This is a genomic window from Flavihumibacter sp. UBA7668 (assembly GCF_002483205.1).
Lineage (GTDB): Bacteria > Bacteroidota > Bacteroidia > Chitinophagales > Chitinophagaceae > Flavihumibacter.
Genome location: NZ_DLHM01000001.1, coordinates 719,948 through 734,956, shown reverse-complemented (window position 1 = coordinate 734,956; position 15,009 = coordinate 719,948). Strand labels below are relative to the sequence as shown.

10 protein-coding genes are annotated in these 15,009 nt (G+C 38.7%); 8 read left to right on the top strand and 2 right to left on the bottom strand.

Going from position 1 to position 15,009, the window contains the following annotated elements; translation table 11 throughout:
- Nucleotides 1–24 precede the first annotated feature (24 nt).
- From B2746_RS03125 to B2746_RS03110, 4 genes are all read left to right on the top strand, one after another.
- Nucleotides 25–195, top strand: a complete 171-nt coding sequence (locus tag B2746_RS03125) for a hypothetical protein (protein ID WP_290790908.1) — start codon at nt 25–27, stop codon at nt 193–195.
- Nucleotides 170–610 carry a hypothetical protein gene (locus B2746_RS03120; protein WP_290790906.1) on the top strand — a complete coding sequence of 147 codons (441 nt, stop codon included), beginning with the start codon at nt 170–172 and terminating at the stop codon, nt 608–610. The genes B2746_RS03125 and B2746_RS03120 overlap by 26 nt, the downstream gene beginning before the upstream one ends.
- A 280-nt stretch (nt 611–890) precedes the next feature.
- Nucleotides 891–1,766: an ABC transporter ATP-binding protein gene (locus B2746_RS03115; RefSeq protein ID WP_290790904.1), complete on the top strand. Its 876-nt coding sequence runs from the start codon at nt 891–893 to the stop codon at nt 1,764–1,766.
- A gap of 2 nt (nt 1,767–1,768) precedes the next feature.
- Complete coding sequence (locus B2746_RS03110; protein ID WP_290790903.1) at nt 1,769–4,987, top strand: M1 family aminopeptidase; 3,219 nt, start codon at nt 1,769–1,771, stop codon at nt 4,985–4,987.
- A 113-nt stretch (nt 4,988–5,100) separates the two neighbouring features.
- Here the strand turns inward: B2746_RS03110 and B2746_RS03105 are convergent, their stop codons facing one another.
- Both B2746_RS03105 and B2746_RS03100 read right to left on the bottom strand, forming a co-directional pair.
- Nucleotides 5,101–5,472, bottom strand: a complete 372-nt coding sequence (locus tag B2746_RS03105) for a hypothetical protein (protein ID WP_290790901.1) — start codon at nt 5,470–5,472, stop codon at nt 5,101–5,103.
- A gap of 267 nt (nt 5,473–5,739) precedes the next feature.
- A complete protein-coding gene (locus B2746_RS03100) occupies nt 5,740–6,651 on the bottom strand; it encodes a GNAT family N-acetyltransferase (protein WP_290790899.1) in 912 nt (303 codons plus the stop codon).
- A 126-nt stretch (nt 6,652–6,777) separates the two neighbouring features.
- Between B2746_RS03100 and B2746_RS03095 the strand changes: the two genes are divergently transcribed.
- The 4 genes from B2746_RS03095 to B2746_RS03080 all read left to right on the top strand — a co-directional run bounded on the left by B2746_RS03095 (nt 6,778) and on the right by B2746_RS03080 (nt 14,988).
- Nucleotides 6,778–7,833: a LacI family DNA-binding transcriptional regulator gene (locus tag B2746_RS03095; protein WP_349680603.1), complete on the top strand. Its 1,056-nt coding sequence runs from the start codon at nt 6,778–6,780 to the stop codon at nt 7,831–7,833.
- Between the two features lie 183 nt (nt 7,834–8,016).
- Nucleotides 8,017–11,085 carry a SusC/RagA family TonB-linked outer membrane protein gene (locus tag B2746_RS03090; RefSeq protein WP_290790898.1) on the top strand — a complete coding sequence of 1,023 codons (3,069 nt, stop codon included), beginning with the start codon at nt 8,017–8,019 and terminating at the stop codon, nt 11,083–11,085.
- A 47-nt stretch (nt 11,086–11,132) separates the two neighbouring features.
- Nucleotides 11,133–12,653, top strand: coding sequence for a RagB/SusD family nutrient uptake outer membrane protein (locus B2746_RS03085; protein WP_290790896.1), 1,521 nt, complete (start codon nt 11,133–11,135; stop codon nt 12,651–12,653).
- Nucleotides 12,654–12,705: 52 nt separating this feature from the next.
- The gene (locus B2746_RS03080; protein WP_290790894.1) at nt 12,706–14,988 is read left to right on the top strand and encodes an FAD-dependent oxidoreductase; all 2,283 of its coding nucleotides are present in this window, start codon (nt 12,706–12,708) and stop codon (nt 14,986–14,988) included.
- The last annotated feature ends 21 nt before the right edge of the window (nt 14,989–15,009 follow it).

Sequence of the window (15,009 nt, the reverse complement as noted above, 5' to 3'; positions counted from 1 at the left end):
GTTGGAAATAATTTATTCCAAATTATGGTAGAATGGATATTTTTTGGCCTAAATGTACTGAATCCTGCATTACGTATCCCGGCTAAAGGCGATATAGTTGCTGTTCAGGAGTGGGTGAAAGATTTGAACGATCAGCCTAAGAATGCACAGAAAAGGATTATGCGCGGGAATGATATTTTTTCGCCAGCCGCTTGATCTATTTTTTAAATGTGGGCATGGCGATGATCTTATAACTCATGAGATTGACTTCTTTTACGGACTGTTCCAGTCCGGTGAGGACGGGTGTTTTTTTGGCGTCCCGTATAATAGATCGCAGTGGAACAAGGAGGCCAGGTACCAATACTACCTGCATGGACCATTTGCCAGAACCATACTTGGTCAGCAAAATGTACAGGGCATTGATTATGCCTATACCCTGCAGGGTTGGCTGAAAGGAGTAAACAGCCAGCACCTGAATCCGGGTCGTGATAATATCAGCCAGGCAACCTATGCCATTGGACTCCTGAACAATGGTGAAACAGTAGGGAACTCCTATCAATATGACCAGTTAAACAGGCTGCTGCGGGTCAATGACCGATTATACCATAAAATTGACCATTCAACAGTTTAATAAGCCAAACAAGGTATTATGTATTGCCATATACAGTATTTAAACTATATCTTTGTTATGCACATGAATGGATAATAGGCCAATAGCAGAAAAAAGGAAAACTCCCTGTTGGAAGAGTTAGATTATTAATGGCAAAAATTGTCATTACCTAACAAAAAGAAAAACCCTGGTGTAAACTCTCTTCGAATAGTTAAGTATCAAAGTGGAGGTCGATGCATTTGCCTTTGTGTTATGCAGGACGACCGTATTGCCTGGAATTCTTTTACTTAAACGTTTTGCCATGAATAAACTCCTGATCAAAAATCTGAACAAGACCTACTCCAATGGAGTGAAAGCCATCAACAACATTTCATTAGAAATAAGTAATGGTTTGTTTGGATTGCTTGGACCAAACGGCGCCGGAAAATCATCGCTCATGCGCACAATCGTAGGTCTTCAAGCTGCTGATAGTGGCGAAATCATTTTCAACAATGTAAATGTTGAGGATGATCCTTTCTTCCTTAAAAAACAATTGGGTTTTTTACCCCAGGAATTCGGAGTGTATCCCAAAATTGCTGCATATGACCTGTTGAACCACCTGGCTATTTTGAAAGGAGTTACCGACGCCCATGAAAGAAAGGAACAAATATTATCACTTCTACAAAAAGTGAATCTATATGCTCATCGGAAAAAAGAAGTATATACTTTTTCAGGTGGCATGAAACAAAGATTTGGCGTTGCCCAGGCATTATTGGGCAATCCGAAGATTATTATTGTAGATGAGCCCACGGCAGGACTCGACCCGGAAGAACGCAACAGGTTTAACAGCCTGCTCAGTGAATTGGGAGAAGATATCGTCATCATTCTTTCCACACATCTCGTGGAAGATGTTCGCAATATGTGTTCGCAGATGGCCATTATCAATAAAGGATCTGTTTTACAACAAGGCAGTCCCAATGATTTGATTTCAGGCCTTCAGGGACGCATCGGACGAAAGCAAATAAAAAAGCAGGAGCTTGACAGCTATAAAAGTGATCACCGGGTTATATCCTCACAATTCATAACCGGCAATCTGAATATTCATATCATGGCCGATAGAATGCCTGATGGGTTCCAGCTCATAGACCCAACTCTGGAAGATGTGTATTTCTCTATACTTAACCAGCATTCAAATTAATCATGACTGCCTTATTCTTATTTGATATAAAACGATTCTTCAAAAGATGGAGCACCTATGTATTGCTTATATTGATTGTTGCATTGGGCGTAGTGATAGGAAAAGATGCACATTTTACAATAAGCGAAAGTGTATATCAAAATTCACCTTACCAAATTTCTTATATCACCGCACTCTTCAGTTTATCAGCTATATTATTTTCAACCATTTTTACAGCCCGGTATGCAAACATAGAGCTGGACCATAATTTTCAGCAGATATTTTTCAGCACTCTAATCAGGAAAAGTCAATTTGTTACAGCAAGATTTGCATCCTTATTAATAATCAGCTTTTTACCAACCATTTTATTTACAGGAAGCTTTTTATTCGGCCATCAATTAGCGGCATCCACCCTAAAAAATGAGTCTGTTTCATTGCTCTATTATATACAACCTGTTCTCTTGTTCACATTCATCAATACGCTTTTTATAATAGCTGTGTTAAGTTTTGCAGGATGGATCTCAAAAAACAAACTGATCATTTATGTTAGCGGACTATCGTTGTACATGATATATATGGTCACCCTCATCTATTCGGGTTCACCTTTAATGGCAGGCTCATTGCCCCAATCAGAACAAGCAAGGTTTATCAGTGCTATTGCTGATCCGTTTGGGATGTCTGCATACTTTTATCAAACATCAACCTGGACAGTTGAACAGAGAAACACACAATTGATTTCCAAAAATGGATTATTTGCCTTAAATAGAATTATTGTCGTACTCGTCTCTTTATTGCTGTTTTATATAAGTGTTATAAAATTTAGTTTTTCAAAAAAACAATCAAAGCACACATCCAAATCAAAAGAAAGCGCACACGAGAATAATTTGGACTTCAGCTATAAACGAATACCTACACAGCATAATACCCAGGCTCAGGCAAAATCGTTGCTTTCATTTTATAAAATATATTTAACTTATATTGTAAAAAGCATTCCGTTTATATTGGCATTATTGTATGTACTTTTTACGATAGGAATGGAAATGTATGCAGCAATTGAAAAGGGCCTCAGAATTCCTCAACAATATGTTAGCTCAGGATTAATGACCACTACAATTATTCAGCATTTTTATGAATTAGGTTTGATCATACTATTGTATTACTCATTTGATATTTATTGGCGAAGCAACACTGTTCGTTTTAGCCTGATTGAAAACAGTACCGCCAATACCTCAACTGCTTATTTTGCAAAGTGGATCTCATTGATGGTGGTAGCATTAATTTTTACCGTTGTTTTAATTATTGAAGGAATTGTATTTCAATTATTATATAATTATCCGGCTATTGAATGGAAAGTGTATGGCAGCCTTTTTATTTTTATCACACTACCGTTGACTTTAATGAGCGGATTTCTATTATTGATAAAAAAAATAATCAACAGGAAGTATATTGGATTGAGCGTTGCTATACTATTCGTTTTTATAATGGCAACATCCATTGGTAAAAGTTTTATCACGCATCCCCTGGTGAAAATATTCCGCGTCATTCAGACAAACTACAGTGATATGAATGGATTTGGCTTGTATGGTTCTGCATATTTAAAAGGAATATTCTTTGGGCTTTGTTGCTTGATAGCATTACTCAGTATCTACAACCTGGCAAAGAAAGCCAATAGAAGCTGGCAGGTGTGGATGCTGTTAATTGGGGCTGTTACTATATCTTTTTATACCGGAATAAAATTATTGGATGGATATAAACCTAAAAGCGAAACAGCTGTTTTAACAGCACAGGCAAATTATGAAAGGCAGTATCGTAAATACAACAACCGTCCACAACCAACCGTTACAAATATCGTTACAACTGTAGATTTGTTTCCGGAAGAGAACGCTTACTATATAAAAGGCACCTATATACTTGCAAACAAAACTAATTCAAACATCGACACCATCCTGGTTAATTTTGCGAATGATTTTAAAATAAAAAGTGCAACCCTTCAAATTGGTGATGAAATAATAGCAGTCAAAGATCAGTATCAGGTTCTTGCACTTCAGAAAGCTTTAATGCCAAATCAAAAAGCAACTTTTCATTTCAATATTTCCTACCAGTGGAAGGTGGTTAATGGTCATCAATCATTTAATGCTATTGTTGAAAATGGTTCCTTTATGCGTATTAGCCGATACTATCCTCATTTTGGATATATAATGGAAAATGAAATTGAAGATGAAGTAATCAGGAAAAAATACAAAATGGGTGACAAATCGGTCAACACAAGATTTGACGCACCGAAGACTATAAATGATGATTTCATTACACTTGATATGACGATCTCTACATCAGCCAACCAAACAGCCCTTGGCGTTGGAGAGTTAACCAAAAACTGGAAACAACAAAACAGGAATTATTTTCAGTACAAAAGCAATGATCCAATTCCGTTTCGGTTTGCTATATCTTCTGCTCAATATGCAGTAAAAAAAGAAAACTATAAAGGCAAGAGTTTTGAGATCTATTATCACCCGACACATGCAGAGAATGTAGATCATCTCCTATACAACGCAAGATTAACCATGGACTATTGCGAAACTAATTATGGGAACTATCCTTTTAAAACAATCCGCTTTGCAGAAGTATCCGGCTTTACCAGGGGCTTTGCAGCTACGGCTTATCCTACTACCATTTATATGACTGAAAACATGATTTTTCACGCTAATATTAAAGCAGATAAGCAACAGGATGTGATCAATGAATTAGCCGGGCATGAACTAGCTCATATGTGGTGGGGAAATAATCAAATAAATCCTGACGACAGAGATGGATCGGCCATGCTTACAGAAACATTGGCCATGTACACCGAAATGATGTTGCTCAAAAAAATGCATGGTAAGGAAAAAATGTTGGATCGAATAAAAATGCACCTCCATATTTATTCCTTCAGCAAAGGCTTTTCAAGTGAACAACCATTGTATAAGGTTCAGGCAGGAGAAACCCATATTTCATATTCAAAAGGATCTGTAGTGATGTATCTATTAAGTGAATTAATAGGTGAGCAAAAGGTAAATGAAATACTTAAAAGTTTTTTTGAGAAACATAAATATCCGAATCTTAAACCTGTTTCAACAGATTTGTTAGAAGAACTATACCGGTTAACGAACCCATCTCTACATTCTAAAATTGATACATTGTTTAAAAGAATCGAGCCACTAAGTCTGCAATTGCCATTAACAACGGAAAGTTCTTTCAGACAATAGTTTTTTATAAATAATGTCCATAATTCTCCACTAATACACATAATTCCCTATACTCCAGGACAGTTGGATGACAAATTTTCTGAATACATGTGAACCAAAACCAACCATTTATTTTACTTTACAAATTGCAAGAGGCCTATCGGCGTATACGATTTGCTTTGAAGGTCTCTGGCTTTTTGCTGCAGGCTAACCTGCGCTTTTTCGTTCAGTGAGGCCGACTTCGCCCAGCCAGCGATCTGCGCCGCATCATTCGTAAAAATTATTTTTTGGCTGTAATAATTGAACACCTGCTTTTTTGCCGAGCGATTTCCCATCATATCCACCGTTTCAGCCTCTGCGGTGAGCTCATATAAATTACCATCATTGGGAAAGTTGTATTCCAACAGTTCGTTTTTCCATTTGCCATTGTTCAGTTTTACGCTGCTTTGCGGTACTGTTTCGGTAGCGTCTGTAACAAGATTTTTCAAAACAAGCTTCCACTCCACTGAAAATATTTTGGTTTTCAAATAATTCGAATACTAAGTTCGAATCCCGCTCTATCACGAACTTTTTTAAATCCCTCAAAACTGCATTTGCTTAAAAATAGTGTTAAAGCAAAACCGTTTACAATAATTATTTATTCGCCACATTATCAACTACTTGCATATTCCTGTCGGGACCACCAGAGGAAGTGAGAAATAAGAAGTAAGATTTTAGATTTAGGAAGTATGATTTTGGCCTTCCTTGGAGTGGATTACATTAAATGCGTGGTTTTAATTGAGCTGATAAATTATCTCTTCAATTTCTTCCTGGCGTGCAACTGCATAGCCCCTTTCTTTACCTGTTCTAATAAAACCACATTTTTCCAACACCTGTTGAGATCCATAATTATCGAATGCAACACGGGCTATCAGGGGTCTTGTTCTTTCAATGCCGAGAAAAATTTCCAATGCTTTTGTCGCAATACCTTTTCCCCAATAAGCTCTGTCAATCCAATAAGTGATCTCATTATCTCCCTGCAGCACAAATTTTGCAATGCTGCCTATGATTGAATCATTATACCATATAGTTTGATTATTAATAGTGGGATCCTGCAGTAACCTGGTATACTTTTGAATATACGCTGTATGTTCCAGATAGTCTTTGGCCATAAACGCTGCGAGATAAGCACCAATCGGATCTGACTGAAAACTAAACAAGGTATCCAGGTCTTCGGCACGGGTCTTCTGTAGTGTTACATTTTCTGGTCGGTGTGCTTTTTGTTTGCTGAATTTATCCCTGTCCAAATAGAGGATTCCCCAGGTATGGCCATCCAGATCTTCTATTGTTCTGACCTGCATAAAAACTTCTTCTATTGCCGGAATTACTTCTTTACCTCCTGCCTGCAACGCAGTTTCGATTATTTTGTTCAGCTGTTCCACACTCTCTACAGGAATAGTGAAACTTGCGGAGAGATATCTTTTTGTATCAGTAATTGATTTGCCATTACCTGCATTGAAAAATGAGTTTGATTGCAGCATTAGGAATACCCTATCGCTCCATGCCAGGCAGATTTGATCCTGTTCCGTAAACAATGGATATAAGGTAAATCCCAGTTTCAAATAAAATAAACAGGAATTTTCCAAATTGGAAACTGGCAGATTGATAAATAGTTGACGCTTATAATTTTCCCCCTGATTAATCATATGGTAAGTTTTTGTGTTCAAAAAGTAAATGCAACTCAAATATCCATTTATAACCCGGAATCGTTTACTTTAGATGGACATTGAAGCCTTTATCCCTTTTTTTGTTACAAGTGGCAGAAGTTAAATATTATCTATTTACTAATGAAAGGGCATCAGACAACAATAGTTGATATAGCGAAACTCCTGAATATTTCAAAATCTACGGTTTCCAGAGCGCTTACAGGGCACCCCAGTATAAAAAAGGAAACCAAGGAAGCTGTATTAGAATTGGCTCAGAAGCTGGATTACCAGCGGAATATGCATGCACTTAGTTTAATTACCCGAAAGAGTAACACGTTGGGGATAATAGTGCCGGAATTTATCACAGGTTACTTTCCTAAGGTTATTATCGGTGCTCAGGAAGCGGCGGCAATGGCTGGATATAATTTGATTATAAGCCAAAGCAATGAAAGTTATGCAACTGAAGTGGAGAATACTAAAGTGATGCTGGCCAATCAGGTAGATGGTGTGATGATTTCCATGACAAAAGAAACCAGAAATTTCGATCACTTTTCTGTTTTTGGCAGAAAAGGTATACCCGTTGTTTTTTATAATCGTATTTGTGAAGAATTGGAAACACCCAGAGTAATTGTTGATGATTATGATGCTGCTTTTCGCATAGTGGAGCACCTGATCAAAACCGGCAAGAAAAGGATTGCTCATTTGGCGGGACCCAGTACACTTTCTATGAGTAGCCGACGATTAAACGGCTATCTGGCAGCATTAAAAAAATATAAAATTCAGGTCAGTGATGAATTGATAATTCCATATGATCTTGATATGGATAAAGTTAAGATATACGTCAATCATTTATTGCAACTTAAAAAAAGGCCTGATGCACTTTTTGCTATTAATGACCCCACGGCAATTGAAGCAATTCAGGTTATAAAAAAAGCCGGGTTTAAAATACCCCGAGACATTGCGGTAGCAGGCTTTACGAACGATAGTATTTCTGCACTTATTGAACCTTCACTCACAACTATTTCCCAACCTGCCGAAAAAATTGGTGCTACTGCTGTTGAATTATTAGTAGACCAGATCAACCGCCCTAGAAATCAATGGAAGCCCATAATTAAAGTATTGAAAACTGAATTGATCATCAGGGATTCTACCAGGCCGGCAACCACGAATAATAGAAGCTGAAATTAGTTCTCAGCTTCACAATCCATCGAATTATTTTACCAAATCTATTGCCCGTTTTTTGGGAACGATCCCACAAAATGGGAATGTTCCCAATGGGTTTTTTGCCAGTTCGATGATTGAATCGATGATATGTGATTATAATTTCGGAATAGGATTTTATCAAAAACCCTAAACTGACTGCATATGAAATTTACATTCTTACTTTTCTTTTTTTCTTTGGCACTAACCCATGTCCATGCTCAAAAGAAAACAATAGCTGGCATTGTTACGAATGCCGAAAATGAGGCATTAACCGGAGCTTCCATTGTACTAATTTCTTCCGGGCTGTCTACTACCACTGACTCAAAAGGCAGATTTAATTTAGCAGCAGACAAGGATACAGCTCGAATTGCTATTTCATTTGTTGGGTATAAATCGATTGAAATAGTAGCCACGGCAGGCCAGGCGATAACGATCCAACTTGAAGAAGAAATCAATACGCTTGGTGAGGTTATACTGGTTGGATATGGTACACAAAAGAAGATTAATCTTACGGGTGCGGTGGCAACTGTATCAGGAAAAGAGCTGGTTAAACGACCCGCACCAAATGTTACCAATCTTTTACAGGGAAGAGTAGCAGGGCTGGATATCCGCCAAAATAGTGGACAGCCAGGATTAGGATCAAGTGATATATTGGTTAGAGGCCGTGGCACTTTCACCGGTTCATCAGCGCCACTAATATTGGTGGATGGTGTAGCCGTAACCTCACTTAATAATCTTGCCCCTGAAGATATTGCGGATGTAACTGTATTGAAAGACGCGGCTTCCGCTTCTATTTATGGATCCCGGGCTGCAAATGGTGTTATACTTGTTAGCACAAAACAGGGTGTAAAAGGTAAATCGGTAATGGAATATAGCACCAGTATAGGAACCAGCAGTGCCACCGTGTTACCAGATTTGGTTTATCACTCTGCAACTTATATGCAGATGTTGAATGATGCCAGAGCCCGAAGAGGGTTGGGTGCCATTTATACCCAGCCGCAGATTGAAGCGTACAGAAATGCAACGGACAATATACAATATCCCAATTTTAATTGGTTAGACTTTGCATTCAAGAATTCAACAATCATGAACCACCGACTCGGTTTTTCCGGCGGAACAGAAAAAACAACCTATAACCTCTCGTTTAATTATTTAACGCAGGATGGGATTTTACCAAAAAATGATTATAAACGATATAACGTATTACTGAACCTTTCAACAAAAGTAAATAAAAGAGTAACTGTTGGAGGAACCGTAAATATGTCTTATGAAGATATTATACAACCATGGTTGTCCAACCAGGATTTAGTATTGTTAATCTATCATGGTGGTCCAACTTATGGTGCATATCTTCCAGACGGAAGCGGCAGAATTGCAGTAGGAGCATACCGCCCCGAATCAGGCCAGCGAAGTTTTACTTCTGTAATAAATAATGGTGGTCAAACCTATAAAGATTATACAGTTAATGCCCAGGCTTTTGTAAATGTTGATTTGGTGAAAGGTTTGCAATGGCAAACGAAAGGAGCTATAGCATTTTATAACAGGGAATATAGGAACCGTCAGTTTGAGGTACCTCAATATTTATATCAGCCGAATGCCAATGGTGAATACGAATTTTTTGATAATTCAGGCTCTAATTTCTTAGGGCTGCAGCAGCAGATGTCGCAATCAGTGACAAAAACATTGTATTCCACACTTACCTATAATACAACTGTTGCGGATGATCATAATATAAAAGCATTGGCAGGTTACGAGCAAATAGATAATCGTAGTCCTTTTTTATCAGGTATGCGAACCGGATTTCCTAATTCAGCACTCTCTGAAATAAATGCTGGTTTACCGGTAAATCAATCAACGGCTGGAAATACACAGGAATGGGCACTGCAATCTTTTTTTGGACGTGTCAATTATGATTATAAAGAAAAATATCTGTTAGAAGCGAATTTACGGTATGACGGATCATCTCGCATTGCGCCTGCCAATCGCTGGAATCTTTACAATGGTATATCTGCCGGTTGGCGCTTAAGTGAAGAAGAATTTGTACAAAATACGTTGCCATTTCTGAGCGATCTGAAGCTTCGTGCGTCAGTAGGTACATTAGGTAACCAGGAGATAGGAAATAACTATGCCTTTCAGGATATTCTATCAACTACTACCTATCCATTTGCCGGTTCATTAACGCCCGGTGCTATAAAAACCCGTTTAGTAGATCCCAATCTTAGATGGGAAGACACAAAAATTAGCAATTTAGGATTGGATTTGGTGATCCAGCGTGGATTGTTTTCAGCATCAGTTGATTGGTACACCAAGAAAACAAGCGGAATTATTACGCAACGTTTTGATGTGCCTGCTAGTATGGGGCTTTCTGCACCGATAAGTAATATTGGTTCAATGGAAAATTACGGGTGGGAATTTGAATTGGGACATCAAAACAGGATCGGTAAATTCAGTTATGGTGTAAATGCAAGATTGTCTGCCTACAAAAATAAGGTAACGAATGTTCTGGCCAGATCCGTGGGAAATTTGGGAGGAAGTGCGGGTGGCCCTGATCTTCTTACTGAAATAGGACTTCCTTTCCAATCCTTTTACTTATACGAATGGGTGGGTGTTTTTCAAAATCAGGCAGAAATTGACAATTGGGCGAAACAACCAAATTCAGGCGTTTTAAAACCAGGTGACCTAAAAATAGCCGATCGAAATGGTAATGGAACTGTGGGACCGGAGGACAGGATGACAATAAGCCCCTTTCCAAAATTTACCTATTCTTTTGGGTTTAACGCAGCCTGGAAGGGCTTTGCATTATCAGCATTTTTTCAGGGTGTGGAAGGTCAGAATATGTTCCTGAAAGGATGGGGTGTTGATCCTTTTATCCAGAATTCTCCACCACCTGCTAAATTCCTGAATGCCTGGTCGCCAAGCAATCCCACCAATAAAGTTCCCGCAGTGTATTATAGCTGGGATTATGCCGGTGTTGCAGGATATCCCAGCACCTATTACATGAATGATCTGTCCTATCTACGATTGAAGAATCTTTATCTGAGTTATACAATTCCTAAGAAGATAGCAGATAGAATAAGTTCCAAAGGCCTCACCCTATATGTATCAGGAGACAACCTGATCACTTTTACCAATTTTGAAGGAGCAGATCCTGAAAGAGGTATAGACAACACCCGATTTGCAACATTTCCGCAGGTGAAAATTCTAACAGCGGGGGCAAATATTAAATTCTAAGAGCTGGAAGAAGACAGTCGGATTTTAAAGATAAAACGTATAAACTGATGAAAAATATAATAAAATCATTTTTTCTTATTGCAGTGGTATTGATGATTACCACTTCATGCAATAAATTTTTGGAGAAGAATCCAGGTGATGTTATCTCGAGTGGTACATTTTGGAAAACAGAAGAGGATGTACAAAAGGGATTATCCGGTGTCTATTCCAGATTAAGAGGCGGCTATTATAGCTACACAAAAGTATTTTTGGAAGGGTATTCAGATAATGGGTATACCCGCCTTATCACCAGCTTTCTCGATATGAGCAAGGGAGTCGTTAATTCAACGAATGTTCCATCTGCTTTTTTTACAGGTCCATACAATGGGATTGCCAGCTGCAATTATTTTTTAGAAAATATAGACAATGCACCGGTAAGTACTGATTTGAAAAATAAGGTTAAAGGAGAAGTGCGTTTTCTACGTGCACTATTTTACTTTGATCTTGTTCAGGCTTATGGTGGTGTGCCCCTTTATAAAGTTGAACCTAATACAGTTGAAGAAGCAAAAATTGCAGCAAGCCCTAAAGCGGATGTGCTTGCCTTCGTTCACGAAGATCTTGATTTTGCCATCAGCAATTTACCTGATATTGCCTATACGGGTCATGCTGTAAAGGGTTCTGCCATGGCACTCAAAGGAAAAGTGCTCTTATTTGAACAGAAATGGAATGAATCTGCTAATATTCTTCAACAGGTTATAAATGGTGGTAAATTCAGTATAAATTCGAGTTACAGTGATTTATTTATTACCGCCACGCAACGCAACAATCCGGAAATTATGTTTTCAACCATGTACCTGGCGCCCAATTCAACACATAGCGGTTCTGGTGAAGGGTTGGAAACTGAAGTTGGCTGGTATGGTGCCGTAACGTTATACCAAACACTGGCAGATGAATACGAATGTATCGATGGTAAACCGATTTCTTCTTCGCCCTTGTTCAATCCTGATGACCCCTATATAAACAGGGATCCGAGAATGGATATTACCTTAAAATTACCAGGGGAAAAATTTATTAATCCGAATGGTAGCGAGCAAACTTATCCGGAGCAACAAACTCCATTTGTAATGCAAAAATATTTAGACCTTACTCATCTGCCATTCTCTCGTGATATATCAGCAGTTAAAACAGATGTAAACATCATCCATATCCGGTATGCAGATGTATTATTGATGTATGCGGAGGCTAAAAATGAAGCCACTGGACCGGATGCTACCGTTTATGATGCTATTAATAAAGTAAGGCAGCGGTTACAGGTAAATTTGCCACCTGTTGATGAGACCATCTATAATTCGCAGGATGCACTCAGAGAGTATATCAGGCACGAAAGAAGAGTGGAGTTTGCTTGCGAAGGATTGCGTTATTTTGATTTAAAAAGATGGAATATTATGGATGAAAAGCTGAAAGCAGTTTTCAATCCGCCTCCCTATGTTCCTTTAAGCTTGTCGTTCGGAGAAAAAAATAATGTGCTCCCCTTCCCGCAAAGCGAATTAGAGAGAAATCCTCAATTAGAGCAGAATAAAGATTATTGATTAATTGAATTCGATCGTATTGCTGCCTGGGATAAAATTTAAAAGCTAACTTATGATAAGAGAAACTTCCGTTTATAATAGAAGTTTATACCAGGTTTCAATGACAGGTGATTTGGTAGTGGCTGGTGGTGGATTGTCGGGAGTTTGTTGCGCTATTATTGCTGCAAGGCAGGGTTTAAAAGTAATTCTTATTCAGGACCGGCCTGTATTGGGTGGTAATTCGTCCAGTGAAGTTCGTTTATGGATATTGGGAGCTACTTCTCACATGGGAAATAATAACAGATGGGCCAGGGAAGGTGGATTAATTGACGAGTTACTGGTTGAAAATACCTTTCGGAACGCGGAAGGCAATCCAATCATATTTGACGCTATCTTACTTGATAAAGTTTTTCAGGAGAAAAACATTACGCTCTTACTCAACACGGCCATTTATAGGGTTGACAAGGAAAATGCCGGAATAATCAGTTCTGTAAGTGCGTTCTGTAGTCAGAATCAAACTGAATACAAAGTAGCTGCTCCTTTATTCTGTGATGCTTCCGGTGATGGAATTGTTGGTTTTCTTTCCGGAGCAGCCTTTAGAATGGGTGCTGAAAGCAAAGAAGAGTTTGGCGAATTGTTTGCACCTTCTGAGGAATACGGGGAGCTGCTGGGGCATTCCATATATTTTTACAGCAAGGATACCGGAAAGCCGGTAACTTTTACGCCCCCTTCATTCGCGCTTCGTGATATAACCAAGATCCCCAAATTTAAAAGTTTTAATACCAAAGACTTTGGTTGTAAACTATGGTGGATTGAATATGGCGGCAGATTACATACAGTCAGAGATACAGAAGAAATTAAATGGGAGTTATGGAAGGTGGTCTACAGTGTTTGGGATTATATTAAAAATTCCGGCGAGTTTCCTGAGGCGGATACCCTTACCCTGGAATGGATGGGTACAATTCCGGGCAAAAGAGAGAGCCGGCGATTTGAAGGTGACTATATTTTACGCCAGCAGGACATTATTCAACAGAAAATTCATCCTGATGCAGTAGCCTACGGCGGCTGGTCAATCGATCTTCATCCGGCTGATGGTGTATTTAGTGAAAAACCCGGTTGCAATCAATGGCATCCAAAGGGCGTCTATCAAATCCCCTATCGATCGCTTTATAGCAGAAATATCTATAATTTGTTTTTTGCCGGTCGCATTATCAGTGCCACCCATGTTGCTTTTGGTTCTACAAGAGTTATGGCAACTTCTGCATACACGGGTCAGGCTGTAGGTATGGCGGCGGCAATTGCTACAAACAATAAAGCAAATCCAAGAGATTTAAATAGGGTAGATTTAATGAAAGAATTACAAAATGCCTTATTGAAAACAGGCCATTATATTCCCGGATTACAACTTGTTGATAATGCAGATCTGGTAAAAAAGGCAACAATAAGGTCTACCAGTACCCTTTCTTTGAAGGAACTGGGGGAAAGCAGTTTATGGAAACCGCTGGATATATCGGCGGGTCAGCTCATTCCAATTAAAGCGGGTTCAATTCCTGCACTTGAGCTTCATGCGTATGCAGAGGTAAATACCCGGTTGGATGTGGAATTAAGGATCAGCAGCAAAAATGGAAATTATACACCGGATCTTATCCTTGAAAAAAAACAGTTAGAAATTCATCCGGGAAGAAATTCTATTGAGTTGCAGTTTGAGCGCAGGATGGAGGAAGATTGTTATGCGTTTATCCTTCTTTTAAAAAATCCTCTTATTAGAGTTAATTATTCAGAAAAAAGAGTAACCGGTATACTGTCAGTTTTTAATTTAATCAATCATGCCGTTTCCAACTATGGGAAGCAAACACCTCCAGCTGACATTGGTGTTGATTCTTTTGAGTTTTGGTGTCCGCAACGCCGACCGCAAGGTCATAATATTGCTATGAGGTTTTCTCCGGCCGTGGAAGTCTTTTCTGCAAACAACGTGAAAAATGGAATTGACCGACCCACTTTACAACCGAATGCATGGGTGGCGGATTGGTCGGATCCCAACCCTCAACTTTTTTTTGAATGGAAAGAACCGCAGGAAATTAAGCGAGTGGTTGTTTTATTCGATACAGATTATGATCATCCCATGGAAAGTGTGTTGATGACTCACCCGGAAGCCGTTATGCCATTCTGCGTAAGAAATTTTAAACTGCAGGATGAAATGGGAAATGTATTACATTATAAGAAGGATAATTACCAAACGCTGAATTCAATAGAATTTGAACAACCTGTGCGAACGCAGAAACTTATCCTTACTGTAGAACATCCATCAGATAAAATCCCTGCTGCAGTTTTTTCAGTTCGATGTTATAGCTATTGAGTAGTATAAATAAATCAGCAA